The 16,928-nt window shown below is 58.2% G+C and carries 7 protein-coding genes; 6 read left to right on the top strand and 1 reads right to left on the bottom strand.

What is annotated here, in order from left to right:
- Nucleotides 1-16: 16 nt before the first annotated feature.
- Nucleotides 17-3,082 carry a DUF1553 domain-containing protein gene (locus LOC68_RS19045; protein ID WP_230221686.1) on the bottom strand — a complete coding sequence of 1,022 codons (3,066 nt, stop codon included), beginning with the start codon at nucleotides 3,080-3,082 and terminating at the stop codon, nucleotides 17-19.
- 249 nt (nucleotides 3,083-3,331) lie between these two features.
- Between LOC68_RS19045 and LOC68_RS19040 the strand changes: the two genes are divergently transcribed.
- The 6 genes from LOC68_RS19040 to LOC68_RS19015 all read left to right on the top strand — a co-directional run bounded on the left by LOC68_RS19040 (nucleotide 3,332) and on the right by LOC68_RS19015 (nucleotide 16,524).
- A complete protein-coding gene (locus LOC68_RS19040) occupies nucleotides 3,332-3,892 on the top strand; it encodes an ECF-type sigma factor (protein ID WP_230221684.1) in 561 nt (186 codons plus the stop codon).
- A 118-nt stretch (nucleotides 3,893-4,010) separates the two neighbouring features.
- Entirely contained in the window at nucleotides 4,011-7,613 is a 3,603-nt protein-coding gene (locus LOC68_RS19035; protein ID WP_230221682.1) for a protein kinase domain-containing protein, read from the top strand.
- A 418-nt stretch (nucleotides 7,614-8,031) separates the two neighbouring features.
- Nucleotides 8,032-8,661, top strand: coding sequence for a sigma-70 family RNA polymerase sigma factor (locus LOC68_RS19030; RefSeq protein ID WP_230221680.1), 630 nt, complete (start codon nucleotides 8,032-8,034; stop codon nucleotides 8,659-8,661).
- A gap of 42 nt (nucleotides 8,662-8,703) precedes the next feature.
- Complete coding sequence (locus LOC68_RS19025) at nucleotides 8,704-11,667, top strand: serine/threonine-protein kinase (RefSeq protein WP_230221678.1); 2,964 nt, start codon at nucleotides 8,704-8,706, stop codon at nucleotides 11,665-11,667.
- Between the two features lie 319 nt (nucleotides 11,668-11,986).
- A complete protein-coding gene (locus LOC68_RS28595; protein WP_230221676.1) occupies nucleotides 11,987-13,309 on the top strand; it encodes an efflux RND transporter periplasmic adaptor subunit in 1,323 nt (440 codons plus the stop codon).
- Entirely contained in the window at nucleotides 13,306-16,524 is a 3,219-nt protein-coding gene (locus LOC68_RS19015; protein WP_230221674.1) for an efflux RND transporter permease subunit, read from the top strand. Before LOC68_RS28595 ends, LOC68_RS19015 begins: the two co-directional genes overlap by 4 nt.
- The last annotated feature ends 404 nt before the right edge of the window (nucleotides 16,525-16,928 follow it).

Here is a 16,928-nt window from a genome sequence, read left to right as displayed (position 1 = left end):
CAGAATCCTTGCGGCCTCAATCCTTGGTAATGGTCTCGTGCAGGTTCAATAGCGCCAGGGACACGCTGAACCAGGCCTCGTCTTGATCGTGCTCTTTCGCTTGTTGTGCGTACAGCTTTTGCAGGATGGCCTGTTCCCTTTCGGTTGGGCGTCTGGCGGTACAAAGCTGAAAGGCATAGGCGAGCTGCTGATCGAGCGGTTGGTCTTTGGTCTCGTCCTGGATACGTTTCGCCAACGCCTTGGCGGCGTCGACATAGACCGGATCGTTCAGCAGCGTCAGGGCCTGAAGCGGCGTGTTGGTTCGCGAACGCTTCACCGTACAGGCCAAGCGAGCCGACGCGTCGAAGTTCATGAAACTGGGATAAGGCGATCCCCGTTTGATGACCACGTAAATGCCGCGGCGGTACTGCTGCTCCCCTGGGCTGACTTCGTACTGATAGTTCGTGCCCCCGACCTTGGTCCAGATCCCTTTCGGCTGGTAGGGTCGAATCGGCGGGCCAAACTGGTCGAGGCTCAACAGGCCTGAGGCCGCCAACGCGTTGTCGCGAACCATCTCAGCACTCATTCGGAAACGCGGACCGCGGGCCAGCAATCGGTTCTGGTCATCCATCTCCAAGAGTTCGGGCGTCACCTTCGATGACTGCTGGTAGGTCGACGACATGACGATCGTCTTGAGCAGCTTTTTCATCGACCAACCGTTGTCCATGAACTCGGCCGCCAGCCAGTCAAGCAGATCGGGATGGGAGGGGGGTTCTCCTTTGATGCCGAAATCTTCGACGGTCGTTACGATTCCTTGGCCGAACAATTCCGCCCACCAGCGATTCACCGTTACCCGGGCCGCCAATGGGTTCTCGCGCGAAGCCAGCCACTTGGCCAGCGTCAGGCGATTGGGCGGGCCCTCCGGCATCGAATGTAAAATATCGGGCGTCCCAGGCTCGACTTTCTCACCCGGGGTGCGGTAGTCGCCGCGCTCGAAGATCGAAGTCTCGCGCGGCTTGGCCAGTTCGATCATGACCAGGGTCGTATCGGGCTTCAGTTGCTCGATCTTCTTTTCCATCGCTTTGACCTGCTTGTCCAGGTCGCCGGACTTGGAGTCGCGCTCGACGCGGTAGTCGACCAACTCTTGCCGCTGCTTTTCGGACCATTTCATGGCGGGCGTCTTGCTCGCCTTGGCGACGACATCCGGAACGGTTTCGGCGTCGACATTTCCGGTGATGGCCGACAAGCGGAAGCAGCCGATCGTGCGGGCCTTGCCCCACTGTTGACTCAAGGTGAAGACAAGTTGCTGGTCGTCGGTCAGATCGATCGTCTCGGCCAGGCGGAACGTCGCCGTGTGCGACTCATCGAACTTCGGCGCAATGGCCCAGCCGGTTTTGGGGTCTTCATCCACCGCGCCGTTAATATCCCAACTTGGCTGCGAGTAAGCCGCCGTGCCGCCGGTGAAATGAAGCTTCGTCGTCGGCTCCCCTTCCGATTGGATCTCGGCCGAAAAGTCGTTCAGCACAAAGTTACGCTTCTGAGGATCGCCGCGGCCTGGGCCGCCGCCTGGCAGGTCTTCGTGCCTCAACGCTTCCAGCCGAATGGCCGTCACTCCGGCAATCGCCCCTTTCGTGCGGACGGCGTAAACGTCGGTTTCCGGAGGATCGCCGCCGACCAGCAGCACCGATCCATTGTCCAGCGTCTTGAACGTGTCGGTATTCCCTTGCGACTCGAAGCTGACGACATCTAGCACATGCGTCTTTGCCGCTTGCGACAACTGTTCCGCATATTGGGCGACCCACGATTCCAAGTCGGTGGTCAATTCGCGGCGACGCTCGGTTCGTTTCTTCTTTAGGCCTGCCAGTTGCCCTTGCAGTTCCTTCCGCTGAGTATCTTGCTGAGCGTCCGACAACGGCATTGACGGTCCGTTGAAACGGATCGAGCTGGGTGAATCGCTGGCGCGATCCGCTTCTAACTCGGTGCTGTTGAAGAAGCCCAGAAGTTGGTAATAGTCGCGTTGGGTGAACGGGTCGTACTTGTGGTCATGGCACTGGCAACATTCCAGCGTCGTGCCAAGCCACACGGCCCCGGTTGTATTGACGCGATCGAGGACCTGTTCGATTCGCGTTTCTTCCGGCAAGGAACCTGCTTCCACATTGGTGGGCGTGCAGCGATGGAAACCGGTCGCGATTCGCTGCGACTCCGTCGCGTTGGGAAGCAGATCGCCGGCGACTTGCTCGATGGTGAACTGATCGAACGGCATGTCGTCGTTCATGGCGCGAATCACCCAATCACGATACGCCCAGACATCTCTCAGGTCATCCCGTTGGAATCCGTGCGAGTCGGCATAGCGGGCCAGGTCGAGCCAAGGTCGTGCCCATCGTTCGCCGAACTGCGGCCGATTGAGCAGATCATCGACGATCGTTTCGTAATGCTTCGCGGTTGGATTGGCGACGAAGGCCTGGACCTCGGCAGGCGTCGGCGGCAAACCGATCAAGTCGAGGTAGACGCGGCGAATCCGTTTCTCTGGAGTTGCCGGCGCAGAAGGCGTCAGCCCCGCTTCGTCGAGGCGATGCAGCACGAAACGATCGATCGGCGATTGAACCCAATTGGGATTCGATACGTCGGGCAGCGCCGGCCGCTTAGGAGCGACGTAAGACCAGTGCGTCGCTTCCTGGAAGTCCTTGGGCCAGATGGCGCCCTGCTTGATCCAGCCACGAATGGCGGCGACTTGGTTCTTATTCAGAGGTTCGCCAATCGCCGGCATGATGTCGTCGTGCCCCCGCGGTAGCACGATCCGGCGCAGCAGTTCGCTCTCTTCCGGCGAGCCTGGTTCGATGGCGCCGGAGTCGAGCGCGTAGTCACGCTGATCGAGCCGCAGCCCCCCTTCTTCCTTGTTCGGTCCATGGCATTCGATGCACGATCGCTGCAGGATCGGGAAGATGTCGCCTGCGAAATCAACCGACGGCAAAGCTGGCTTGGCTTCCGCTGGGCTTTTGAGTTCCTCGGCGATGAGTGCCGGGCACGCGATCCCAAGCAGCACCGCACAAAAAACTCCGGTCGCTCGGTAGCCGCCTATCGATTGAAAAGGTCGATTCATCATGTCGTTGTTCGAAATCGTTTCATCGTAGATCCGATCGACATCCCGCCAGTAAGAAATGGAAAGTCGGGGAAGGTGGTGGGAGGTGGAGGTGGGTTGGACTCCAATTTTAGCAGGTCCAGGTGGTGAAAATCCACTTTGATCGGGCCGGTATTCCGATCGGAAAAGTAGCTGATGGCGGACGCCGGTTAACGCTCGGCCGTTTACGCGGATGATGGAGACGCGGTATTCGCCGAGGTATACTCATTTTTTATGGCGAATGTGACTCAAATCTTATCTCGCATTGAGCATGGCGATCCAGCGGCGGCCCAGCAACTGTTGCCGCTGGTCTACGACGAGCTGCGCAAACTCGCGGCTGCCAAACTGGCCAATGAGAAGCCAGGCCAAACGCTCCAGGCCACGGCGCTGGTGCATGACGCCTACATACGCTTGGTCGATGTCGAGCAGGCTCAGCAGTGGGACTCCCGGGGGCACTTCTTCGCCGCTGCCGCCGAGGCAATGCGGCGGATTCTGGTCGAATCTGCACGCCGCAAGGCCCGACTCAGGCATGGTGGCGGCTATCAGCGACAAGCGGTCGACGACATTGAGGAACCGGCGACCACGGACGGTCTCGATTTGATCGCCGTCAGCGACGCGCTGGACGAACTCGAGAAAACAGACGCGGTCGCGGCCGATCTGGTCAAACTGCGATATTTTGCCGGCATGAGCGTAGAACAAGCCGCCAATTCACTCGGAATGTCGGCCCGAACTGGTTACTACACTTGGGATTACGCCAGATCATGGCTGCGCTGCCAGTTACAGCCTGATGAATAGTCTTTTGATTGGGGCAGATCGGCTCAAAAAAAATCTCGACATTCTTTTGCAGTAACGGGCGCCTTCCGTCGCATTGTCTTCCGAGACCGAGATTCGGCGTTTCGAAAAGGGAGAATCAATGAACGAACGTGAAATCTTCGCGGCGGCGCTGGAGCAGCCGACTGAGGCCGAGCGACAGGCATTCCTGAATGAAGTCTGTGATGACGAGATGCGACCGCGGATCGAACGATTGCTCAAGGAACAAGCCCAACTGGGAAGTTTCCTCGAGCACCCGCCGCTCGATTCCGACTCGGGCGTACTCAACGGGATCAGCCCAACGATGGTGCTCGGGAGCGGCTCCACCTGTGACGACGAAGGGGACGCGATTTCCTCGGAAGGGATCAACATGACGAAGAATCAGCAAGATCCCGAAGACAAAATCCTCCTCAGCTACCTCGAACCGGCGACCCGCGACGACGCCCTGGGGCGTCTGGGACACTACGAGGTTCTGGAGGTTGTCGGTAAGGGGGCGTTCGGCACGGTGCTGAGGGCGTTCGACACCAAGCTGGAACGAATCGTCGCGATCAAAGTCCTTGCGCTGGAGATGGCCTCCATGTCGCCGGCGCGCAAGCGGTTTCTCCGCGAGGCCCGTACGTCCGCACAAATCCGTCATGACAACGTGGTGAGCATCTATTCTGTCGAAGAAGAGCCGATTCCGTACCTGGTGATGGAATATGTCCCGGGACGGACGCTGCAACAGCAACTGAAGGATCATGGCCCACTGGACCTGCCCAGCGTGTTGCGGTTAGGCAAGCAGATCGCTGACGGTCTGGCGGCCGCGCACGCGCAGGATCTGATCCATCGCGACATCAAACCCGGAAACATTCTGCTGGAAGGAGACATGGAGGAGCGGATCAAGATCACCGACTTTGGTCTGGCCCGTACCGTGGACGACTCCAGCATGACGCAGTCAGGAATGATCGCCGGCACGCCGATGTATATGGCGCCCGAACAAGCCTATGGCCGAAAACTTGATCAACGAGCCGACCTGTTCAGCTTCGGTAGCGTACTCTACCAAATGATCAGTGGTCGCCCTCCGTTTCGCTCCACGTCGACGATGGCCGTCCTCAAAAGGGTTACCGAAGACGCGCCGCGTCCCATCCAGGAAATCATCCCTGAAGCTCCTGACTGGTTGTGCGACCTGATCGGTCATCTGCACGCCAAGGACCCCGCCAAGCGATACGGCTCTGCGAAGGACGTCGCCAACCTGCTCGGACAATGCCTGGTCGACATTCAGGCAGGGCGCACGCCGACGATTCCCTCGCCTGCCGAATTGGGCGGCGAACGGGGCACGGCCGTGACGCCTCGCGTTGAAACGACACCGCTGCTGCGCCGACCGCACGTGAAGATTGCAGCGGCGGTATTGTTGCTCGTCGCCGTCACGGGGATTGCCGGGCGCGGATTTTGGTTACCAAGCGCATCGGAGCCCACGCCTAATCCGCCCCCCTACCTCAGCGCAATCGTGCCCGACGACAGCATCCCCAAACGCGCAGCGGAGGAGCAGGTCGAGACGGTCCGCCGGGAGCTCAAGCGATTGAATCCCAAGTTCGACGAGACCACGCTTGAGGCGACGATCGAGGACGGCGTGGTCGTTGAACTGAAGTTCCTGTCCGACTACGTCAGCGACATCACCCCAGTTGGCGCGCTGAAGGGATTGAAGTCGCTCAGCTGCAATGGATCATACGATGGGTCGGGCGGGTGGAATTCGAGCGGGTTGAGCCAGGTCGCCGATTTGAGTCCCCTGCGGGGCCTTCCACTCAACAGCCTCATGTGCAGCGCGACCCAGGTGTCCGATCTTTCACCGCTGAAGGGAATGCCGCTCGAACACGTCGGGGTTGGCCTCACACCCGTCGAGGATCTCTCGCCCCTTGATCCCGCGCCGTTGAAGACCCTTTTCCTAATGCGCACGAATATCACCGACGAGTCCCTCCAGCATTTCAAGGGCTGCACAAACATCACGAAGCTGGTGCTCTTCACCAACCATGAGATCACCGACGTCGGGATCGGCGCGTTCAGCGAGTGTAAGGGGCTCGTCGAGCTCTATCTGGACGGAACCAAGGTCACCAACCGAGGGCTCGCACTGTTCGACAGTCTCCCAGATCTCGATAAGCTCGGCCTCAGCTACACGAGTATCACGAACGATGGGGTGAAGGTCTTCGCGAACTCCAAAAAGCTGACTTCCCTCTCGCTCGGCCACACGAAGGTCACCGAACTGGGACTCGCAGTCTTCCGCGGACGAACATGGACGAAGCTCGACCTGCACGGGACGCAAATCACCGACGAGGGACTGAAGCTTTACTTTCCGGACTGCGGAAGTCTGCGGTCACTCAATCTGGGAGGGACGCAAATCACCGACGCCGGCCTTGCACACTTTGCAGGCTGCGAGGAACTAGAGGAACTGAATCTCGATGGGAATCCGCAAATCGGCGACGCAGGTCTGGCCCACTTTGCAGGCTGCAGCAATCTCAAAAAGGTCCAGCTTCCGGGGACCGGCGTGACCGATGCGGGAATGGTTCATCTTCGCAACTGCCGGCAACTGGAGTGGATCAGCCTCAACGGTATGCGTGTTGGCGATGCCGGGTTGGCCAATCTGCGGGACTGTACGGAACTAGCCTACGTCAATCTGTCGACGAATTCGGCGATTACCGACGCCGGAATAGCCCATCTCGCCACGTGCAGGAATCTGCGAGAACTCCACCTATCCTGGACGAAAATCGGAGACGCCGGCGTGGCCAATCTCAGCGGTTGCCCGAATCTGGAGATTCTCCACCTTCGCAGTTCCCGCATGACCAATGCCGGGCTGAAGAAACTCGTCGAGGACTGCCCGAAACTGAGGGATCTGCGGGCGTACGGGCCCGAAGTCACAGATTTCTCACCGCTGAAGAACCTGCCTGACCTGGAGACTATCGCAATGGATTTCCAGCCCGACCGGGACACTGAATTGCTCCGCTCGATTTCGTCCCTGCAGAGGATCAACGTCAGCGACGATTGGCGTGCAGTCCAGACAATCGAGGACTTCTGGAAGGAAGTCGACCAACTTGGTCGATTCAAGAGCGGCGAGTGGATCGAGGTCCTTCCGCTTGTAGACCCGAAACTCGACAAGCAGGACGAAGCGAACTTCACGGGAGCGAACGACTGGTACGTCGAGAACGGCACGTTAGTCGTCGGCGACAAAGATGACAAGCCGCACAATTTGCTGTTCCCGATCGACTCCAACTGGTCCGCGTACGAGGTGGAGATGAAGCTGACCGAGGTATCCCAGGGTTCGGGCTTCAACGTGAGCCTCCCCTGCCACCCAAGACGCTGCCCGATTGGTTTCACGTGGCCGAATCAGCCGGGCGTCATTATCGGGGCAGTGCACCAGAAGAAAGAGACGACGACGCTCTCCGAGGCTGACATCGTCGAGACCGGCCAGCCCAAGACCATTCGCATCGTGGTCCGGCAGGGGGACGAGGATCATGTCAGCCTGTGGCTCGGCAGCGGCGACGACGCCGAGCAGGTGGGCGAGTGGACCGGCGACCTCCCGGCGATCGCCATCGACGACGAGAGGAACTACGACCAGAGTCGCCGCCTGGGCGTGATTACGTTGGGCGGGTCGCGAATCGTCTTCCACCGCATCCGCGTCCGCATGCTCGACGGCGGCGCCGCCACAACGACGCGGCCTGTCGCGAACCCACGCTAACCGGGCGCTGACGTGCATTTTGGGCTCGAACTGGAACTCGCTTTCACAAGCCCAAAGAAAAACCCACCCGGCCGAATCGGCCAAGGTGGGTTAAGTGGAGGCGGCGGGGGCGAAAACTCTTTTGAAACTTGTCGCCGGAAGGTGTCCTGAGCAAGACACTTGCGAAAACAGCAATTTTGGCCGCTGGAGCTGAACATGGCCGAAATCAGACACGATTTCAGACACATCAGACACGCACGCAAAATTCTCTGTGAGATCGCGACTTATGAAACATGTTTGGACTGCAAGTCGTTGCCATTTGTCGAGCGGCGGTTTCAAGCGAGGCTTGGTTCGCGATTCCGAATCGCGCATGCTGCAAATGCCTCCCCTAGCTCGCTCACATTGGCGACATTGGTGATGGTCGACCTATAATTGCAGCATGCGAGACGAACCTTCTGATGAACCCGATTTCGCCTCCCTGCAAACGGGGGAAGATGGACTAGCGCATCTTTTCGCCAGCCATCGGGGGCGTTTGCGCCGGATGATCGACATTCGGCTTGATGCCCGAGTGGCCGGTAGGGTTGATCCTTCCGATATTCTGCAAGAGTCGTACTTGGAAGCGGTTCGGCAGTTGCCGGCGTTTTTGGAAGCGCGGAACCTGACCCCCAAATTGTGGTTGCGGCTGATTACGCGGCAGCAGATCATCGCCGCTCATCGCCACCATTTGGGCGTCCAAAAGCGGGATGCGAAGCTGGAAGTTTCGCTGGGAGGTAATGCTCCCTCCTACGCGAACGCAGAATCCCTTTCGCAATTTCTGGCCGATGGGATGATCAGCCCTAGTCGGGATGCCGCAAAACGAGAATTTCGTCAGCGTTTGCGAGCAACGTTGGAGAAAATGGACCCTATGGACCGCGAGATTATCGCTCTGCGGCACTTCGACGAACTCTCCAACGCCGAGGTCGCCGTCGAGCTCGGGATCAGTAAAACGGCTGCCAGCAATCGATACATTCGCGCTTTGCAGCGGTTGAACAAGTTACTTTCGAGCGTATCTTGGCTTCCTGATCCGTAAGCCATTTGCACAACAGACGATCACTCATCCCCTGACGACGCCATGGACGATTCCGACGAACTCCGCGATCCGGTCGAAATGCTCGGGGAAGAATTCGTCCAGCGGCTGCGCAGCGGCGAGAAGCCTTCGATCAACGAATATGTCGCCGCCAATCCTGACCATGCCGAGGAGATTCGCTCGCTGTTCGGCACGCTGATGGCGCTGGAAGACCTGAAATCTCACCACGACGAAGATCGCTGGCAAACGCCGTCAGGCGAAACGTCCGAGGAGATCCCGGAAACGATCGGCGACTTTCGCGTGCTGGAGATGATCGGTCGCGGCGGAATGGGGGTCGTCTACGAAGCGGAGCAGGAATCGCTTGGGCGTACGGTCGCGATCAAGGTGCTGATCGACCACTTTTCCGATTCCCCGCAAGCGGTCCGACGCTTTCGCCGCGAAGCCCAGGCCGCCGCTCGACTGCAACATCCCAATATCGTCGCCGTGTTCGGCGTCGGCCAATGGGAGCGGAAGCATTACTACGCGATGCAATACATCGCAGGCCGCAGCTTGGACCGCATCTTGGCCGAGTTGAACGCGCTTCGCGGAACGGATTCCAAGGGGCAAGACGCTGATGATTTGGGTTCCGCAACCAACGTCGATGACGAACTGGCGGCGGAGATCGCGGTCGCGTTAAAACAGGGCCGCTTTGAACCCTCCTTGGCGGCGAAGAAGGTGACCGCTCCCCCTTCCGTTTCCAAACTGTCGCCAACCTCTCCGACGGTCGGGGCGCCAAGCAGTCCAGCAGCGGAGGTCACCTCCTCCGCCTTGGGGGAAACGCGTGAAGTCGCCTCGGTTCGCCTTAGTCGCGACTATTGGCGCAGCGTCGCGGGCATCGGCGTGCAGGCTGCTAACGCGATGCATTACGCGCATCAACAAGGCGTGCTGCATCGCGACATCAAGCCTGGCAACTTGATGCTTGACAACAGTGGGCGAGCCTGGCTGATGGATTTTGGCTTGGCGAAGCTGCTGGATGAGGCCGATTTGACGACGCCGGGCGATGTCGTCGGAACTTTGCGATATATGGCGCCGGAGCAATTGGAAGGACGCGCGACGACGCAAACTGACATCTATAGTCTTGGGCTAACCCTCTACGAACTGTTGACCCTCCGTCCTGCGTTCGACCGAGCCGAGCACTACGCTGCGCTGCTAAAGCTGAAGACGAGCACCACGCCGCCTGAGCCTCGTTCGATCAATCCGCAGATCCCCGCCGATCTGCAAACGATCGTGTTAAAGGCGATTTCGCCCGATCCAGATCACCGCTACGCCACGGCGCACGAATTCGAGGAAGATCTGCAGAGATATCTCGATGACGTCCCGATCAAAGCGCGCCGCACCAGCAGTTGGGAACATTTGCGCCGTTGGTGCCGGCGAAATCCGGCGATGGCGGCGCTGACGACGTCGACGCTGCTGTTGCTCGTTATCAGTTGTTTCGCGGCGGTCTTCGGTTATCTGCGAGAGTCGCATTTGCGATCCTCCGCAGAGACGGAAAAGAGTCGAGCGGAAGCGAACCTGGGGCTCGCGGCGGAAGCGTTCGACACGATCTTTCGTCGCATCAGCGTTCAGTCGCCGACCCGTTCGCTGGCCGATTCGACGAACGCTTCCGAGTTGGGGGAGACGCCGACGCCGCGTCTCTCCAATAATGACGTACAAATCCTGGAGGGGCTGCTGTCGTTTTACGATCGTTTTGCGGAAGCTAACGGCGACAGTAAGCGTTGGCAGTACGAGAGTGCGCTCGCCTATCGCAAGGTGGGAGAAATCCAACAGCGACTCGGTCGAGCGCATCGAGCGCAAGCCGCCTTTGAACGATCGATCGAACTTCTCAAGCAAGTCCCAGCGATTGAGGTTTCCTCGCAAACGCCTCCCCAGCTGGAGATGGCGTCGATCTATCAGCAACTTGGCGATTTGGCGATGGCCGCCGATCAATTTGACGTCGCTTACCAGCGTTTTCAGGAGGCGAGCGAAATCATTGAAAACGGCGACGCCGTCTGGAGTGAAACGCCTGAGGCGCAGCTTCAGCTTGCCCAGGCCTATAGCGCAATGGGCAAGGCGAACATCTTCGGCCAGGTGATTCCTCTCTCCACCACCGGAGCGAAAGTCGATGCGGATCACGCTCGGCAGCTGCTATCGAAATCGATCGAAATCCTGGAGCGTCTGGTTCGCGATTATCCCAATACGGGTGACTACCGCTTGGAGCTTGCCAGAAGCTGGGAAGACTATGGCGGAATGATGAGTTTCGCCGCAAACGGCAGGCCCTCGTCCGACGGCGTCAAACAGGCGATTCAACTGCTGGAAGAACTGGTCGCCGAGTTTCCGCAAGAGGCCGAATATCGTCGCGCCTTGGCTTGGACCTACGCTCACGCCGCCGAGTTTTCAAGCGAAGAGCTGGAGCGAGATCCGCTCGAATTGTTGCAAACCGCTCGAGAACTGCTGGTCGATATGCCGCCGGAATATGCGGAACAACCGGAGACTCGCGAGATCGCAGCGCGGATCTCGCAGCATTTGGCGGAACGCAAGCTGGACCTTCGCGAATTGGATGGCCTTGACGAGTTGCTGGAAGAAAGTCAGCAAACGATCATCAAACTGGCCGAAGACTTTCCTTATACGAAACGATATCAGTTTGGCTTGGCGCGCAATTTTTACCTTCAGGCGATCGTGGCTTACGAGCGAGGTGACCTGAACCAGGCCAGCGGCGACCTGGAAGAATGTATTGCAAATTGCGGTTTGAACAGCGGCGGAACCATTCCCGCGTTTCTCATACACATGGCCGCGAAAGCGCAGCGCGGACTGAAATCTATTCATACGGCGCTTGGAAACAACCAGCGAGCCGAGCATGCGGCTTCTGAAGAGGCGCAGCTCCAGCGGCAATTGGAGCAAGTGGAGTTGCCCTTGCCGCCGACTCCGCTAACGAACGATCCATGGCGGATCGATCGCTCTGCGCTGGGCGAGACGTCGTCGTCGAAGCCCTAGTCTCCTGAAATCAGGGCTACTCACTCGCCGAGTAATTCTCTCCTCGCGGGAAAAATACCTGTGGACGCGACTGGGCGTTTCTCCAATTAAGGTACGTGGGCGGATGTTTTTCGTGCGTCCATGGCTCATTGCAACCGCTTATTGTCAGCGGGTTTACCACTTCTCCTGCGAGAATCTTGTGCCAAGCGACCTGACGAAAAACTATCGCGAAACGGTCCCAAAAGAAGTCGCGAAAACCGACGAACCCGCGTCGCACCGCGACATTCCTAGACCGTCCGATTCCCAGAGATCGGTCTGGCGTAACCTGCTGGGACATGTTGTGCAAGTTGTCATTTCGCTCGCGATTCTCGGCGGCAGCGTGGTGGTTTTCGTCGGGTTGGGGCAATCCGAAAAACCTGCGGAAAAGGGGGAAACGTCGGCAGCGGTTCCGCTTGTCGAAGCGGCGACCGTCGCCGTGCATCACTCGGGAATCGACTTCGAGGCGGACGGCGTTGTTGTGCCGTTCCAGGAGGTCTCCCTTTCTGCGGAAGTCGACGGCCGGATCGCCTATCGTGCGCCGGAATGCCGGATTGGGCAGGTCGTCAAGCAAGGAAATCTGTTGCTGAAGATTGCCGATACCGACTACCAACTGAAGGTCCAGCAACTCGACCATCAGCTTCATCAGGCCGAAGCGAATCTACAGGAGTTGACCGTCCAAATCGACGCAGCCAAGGGGCAAATCGCGCTGGCCGAGGTCAATGTCGAGATCAAGAGTCGTGAGATTCGTCGGTTTGAAGCGATCAAGACGAATGGGGCGATCTCTAAGGCGGAGATTGACTCGGCGAAACTCAATGAGCACAACGCGATGACCGAGTTGCAATCGAGACGCGATTCCTTGGAATTGTTGCTTTCCCAGAAGGTTCGGTTGGAAAACGCCTGCAAGCTGGCGTCGCTGGAATGCGAACAAGCGCGTCTCGACTTGTCGCGCACCGAAATTCGAGCTCCGATCGACGGCGTAATCACCCAAGATCCGGTCGTCCAAGATAGCTTTGTGAATCGCGGGGAGGTCGTCGTCGTCATTCAAGACTCCAGCCAAATGGAAGTACGCTGCAGCATCCGCATGAATGAGATGGAGTGGCTCTGGCAGTCGACCTTGAGCGACCCGAATTCAACGCAGTTAACCGCTTCGTATCAGTTTCCAGAGACCCCTGCGACGGTTGTCTATGAGACCGAATCGGCTCGCTACGAATGGCCGGCCGCGCTCCGCTTCTTTGACGGCGGCAAACTGAGCGAAGTCACGCGGCTCGTTCCGTGTCGCGTCACGGTTGACGCCGATGCGAAGCCGAACGTGATCGCCAAACGGCCGTTAACGATTCCGCCGACGCTGATGAGCGGCATGTTCGTCAAAGTGGTCATCCATGCCGATCCGAAAATCCCGCTGTTGCGGCTGCCGAAATCGGCCGTCAAACCGAATGGCTACGTCTGGGTCATTCGCGATCAGAAACTGCACGAGTTGCCGATCAATGTCGCCAATGCCAGCGAATCGGAAGTGATCGCCTATCAAGACAAAGAGGGGATCGTCGCCGAGGACCTCGTCGTTACCTCTCCGTTGATCGCCCCGGCGGAAAACAGCGAAGTCGCCATTGCGGAGCAAGCTCTATGAAGTCGTTAGTCCGCTGGGCCATGCAGAATCAGCCGGCGATGAACATTTTGATGATCGCGGCGATCGTCGGCGGCCTTTACTTTACGAGCAAGCTCAATCGAGAGCTGTTTCCTGAATTTGAGATGGAAACGATCCAAGTCTCGGTTTCGTATCCCGGCGCTACGCCCGACGAAGTCGAGCAAGGGATTTGCCAGAAGATTGAAGAAGCGGTTCGCTCGGTCAATGGCATCCGCAAGGTGACGTCGACGGCGACCGAAGGTTCCGCGTCGGTTTCGATCGAACTTCGCTCCAACGTCGCCGATCCGGACCGCGTGCTCAACGAAATCCGCTCGGAAGTGGACCGCATCACCAGCTTTCCGGACATGGCGGAAGACCCGGAAGTTCGTCGCCAGACGCGCCAGGAGACCGCAATCCGCGTCGGCCTGATCGGACCGCCGCCAACCAGCGTCGACGCCGCTCTTAAGCTGCGAGAAGTCGCGGAACTGGTGCGGGAAGACCTGCTTGGGCTGCCTGGGGTTGCCGACATCGAAATCTCCGGGGCCAAAGACTATCAGATCGACATCGAAATTCCGGAAGAACGCCTGCGGGCCTATGGTCTCTCGCTCTCGAAGGTCGCTTCCATCGTCGCCAAGGAAAACTACGAGCTACCCGGCGGAACGATTCGGGACGACTCGCAAGAGATTTTGCTACGTGGGCATAGTCGGCGATTGTACGGCTCCGAAATCGCCGACTTGCCCCTCCTTTCTGGCAATAGCGGCACTGTCCTGACGATCGGAGAGATTGGCGTCGTCCGCGATGAGTTTACCGACACCGCCGCAATCTGCGAGATCAATGGCGAACCAGGCTTGGCGATCTCCGTCGTACGTAACAAGACGGATGACCTGTTGGCGGTCGTCGACGCCGTCTACGACTACGTCAAAACCGCGGAATTGCCGGCGGGCTATCACCTAGTCACTTGGAGCGACCAGTCGGTTGACGTTCGCGAACGCGTGCAGTTGCTGATCGTTAACGGCCTTCAAGGCTTGGCGTTGGTCGGGTTTCTCTTGGCGCTGTTCCTGGACCTGCGAGCCGCATTCTGGGTCGCGGTCGGGATCCCATTTTGCGTCTTTGTGACCGGATCGTATCTCTACTTCTCCGGCAGCTCGCTCAACATGCTTTCGATGTTTGCGTTCATCATGGCGCTGGGCATTGTCGTCGATGATGCGATCGTCGTCTGCGAAAATATCCACGCTCATCAACAAATGGGAAAATCCCCCGTGCAGGCCGCCTACGACGGCACGATTGAAGTCGTTCCCTCGGTGATCACGGCGGTGCTGACGACCGTAGCAGCGTTCGTTCCGCTGATGTTCGTAACTGGTCAAATGGGGAAAATGCTCAGCGTCATGCCGGTTGCGCTGTTGTCGATGTTATTCGTCTCGATGCTGGAATCGTTTTTGATTCTGCCGTCTCACATGAGCCATCATGACAGCCTTGTCTTCCGCATCATCCGGGTCGTTTTCTATCCCTTTCTCTGGCTCGTCCATGTGATTGGCTGGCTGAATGGGTTGACGTCGAAAGCATTGGATGCGTTTATCGAACGTTTCTACTTGCCGACGTTACGATTGGTGCTCGCGAACAAGTTGATTTCGGTAGCGACCATCATCGGCCTTCTCATCGCCTCGGGCGGATTGATCCGTTCCGGCATCGTGCCGTTTGTCTTTCTCGGGAAGATCGACAGCAAGAACCTGGTCTGCTCCGTTACCTTTCCTGATGGTACGCCGGTTGGCGAGACCGATCGCTGGACGAAGCGAATTACCGAAGCCTTTGAAAAGATCGACGCCGAATATGCCGCCCAGGGGAAGCCGCTGGCGCAAACTTATTGCCGCGTCGTGGGATCGCAGGTTTCGACCGGACCGCCGGGAACGAGCGCGGCGACCAGCGGCGCTAGCAACAAGGGGAGCGTCGAAGTCGAACTTGTAAGCAGTAAGGACCGTGATTTGTCCAGCGCCGAAATCCTCTCGCTCTGGAGAACTGCGGTGGGGGACATCCCCGGCGTCGACAGCCTTACGTTTGAGACGATGTTCAGCGGTCCTGGCGGCACTCCCATCGAATTCAAATTGATGGCGAGCAGCGCTCATGCCGAACAACTGAGCGGAGCAGTGGAAGCCTGCAAGGAAAAGCTCGCCAAGTTCCCCGGCGTCTTTGACGTCGCCGACGATGCGATCCCTGGCAAATGGGAGTATCGCGTCCGCGTCAAAGAAGATGCGATGCCGCTTGGCGTTACGTCGTCCGATCTGGCCAACACGTTGCGAAACGCCTACTACGGCGCCGAAGTGATGCGCATTCAACGGGGACGGCATGAAGTGAAGATCATGGTTCGCTATCCCCGTAGCGATCGCGAAAACCTCTCGAACTTCAAGGATATCTGGGTTCGGACCGAAGATGGCGTCGAACGCCCGTTGTCGGAACTTGCCGATGTCGAGATTGTCCGCGGCTATTCCGAGATCAATCGTCTCGATCAAAAGCGAACCGTCACCATCTCCGCTGACGTCAATGAAAGCCAAGGGAACGCCTTTGACGTCGTGAAATCGCTTCAGGCCGATTTTGTCCCAGAACTGAAGGAGAAGTACCCGAACGTCTCCGTCCGCTGGGAAGGTCAGCAGGAGCAGACCCAGGAGTCGGTCAGCAGCCTGATGATGGGGTTTGGAGTCGCCCTCTTGGCCATTCTGGTTTTGCTGGCGATCGAATTCAAATCGTACTTCCAACCCCTCCTGATCATGGCGATCATCCCCTTTGCGATGGTCGGCGCTGTCCTGGGCCACTGGGTCTTGGGACGCCCGCTTGAGCTTTTTAGCTTGCTTGGCCTGGTTGGACTGTGCGGCATCGTCGTGAACGACTCGATCGTGCTAGTCGACTTCATCAACCACCGCGTCAAAGAAGGAATCTCCCTCGACCAAGCGTTGCAAGAGGCCGGCGCACGACGCCTGCGCCCGGTTCTGCTAACCTCGGTCACCACGATCGGCGGCCTGATGCCGCTGATGTTCGAGACTTCACGACAAGCTCAAATGCTAATTCCCATGGCCACCAGCATCGCCTGCGGGCTGATGGTCAGCACCTTGCTGGTGCTGTACATGGTGCCGGTGTTCTACTCGATTTACCATGATTTGTGCGAACGAGTCATTGGTTCGCATGCGTCGGAGCCTGACGAACTGACGCAGCATCCCACGAATGTCTAAGTCTGACGATGGTCACGTCGCGCAATCGTAGATTCCATTGGGAGCGACAAGCCTCGATGGCGAAAGTAGCTACCGCATTGCCTTAGCACGAATTACAAAACCGGTTTTGACGTTCCGCTTACGACATTGAATTCAGACACGAAATCAGACATACAAGCTTCTAAAGCCAATCTCCAGCATAGCTCGCCTTCCCAAACACAAAGAAAGCCGCACCTTACCGAAATCGGTAAGATGCGGCCAAAGTGGAGGCGGCGGGAATCCCGAAAAAACACTGCACCTTGCGATTATGACAATCGCAAGCCACTTTTGTAAAATAGGTTACGACGATAGCGCCGTGAGAGCTCTCACACAATCAGAACATCTATGTGTACCGTAAGACAATCGGCGATTTGCTCCAACCAGTA

Origin of the sequence: Blastopirellula sediminis (assembly GCF_020966755.1) — a bacterium.
Lineage (GTDB): Bacteria > Planctomycetota > Planctomycetia > Pirellulales > Pirellulaceae > Blastopirellula > Blastopirellula sediminis.
This window is presented reverse-complemented; position numbering and strand designations above follow the sequence as displayed.

Excerpts from the sequence above, each read along its gene's own strand:
- LOC68_RS19045 (WP_230221686.1), bottom strand. The coding sequence starts at position 3,082 with ATGATGAATCGACCTTTTCAATCGATAGGCGGCTACCGAGCGACCGGA.
- LOC68_RS19030 (WP_230221680.1), top strand. The coding sequence starts at position 8,032 with ATGCGAGACGAACCTTCTGATGAACCCGATTTCGCCTCCCTGCAAACG.
- LOC68_RS19025 (WP_230221678.1), top strand. The coding sequence starts at position 8,704 with ATGGACGATTCCGACGAACTCCGCGATCCGGTCGAAATGCTCGGGGAA.
- LOC68_RS19015 (WP_230221674.1), top strand. The coding sequence starts at position 13,306 with ATGAAGTCGTTAGTCCGCTGGGCCATGCAGAATCAGCCGGCGATGAAC.
- LOC68_RS19040 (WP_230221684.1), top strand. The coding sequence starts at position 3,332 with ATGGCGAATGTGACTCAAATCTTATCTCGCATTGAGCATGGCGATCCA.
- LOC68_RS19035 (WP_230221682.1), top strand. The coding sequence starts at position 4,011 with ATGAACGAACGTGAAATCTTCGCGGCGGCGCTGGAGCAGCCGACTGAG.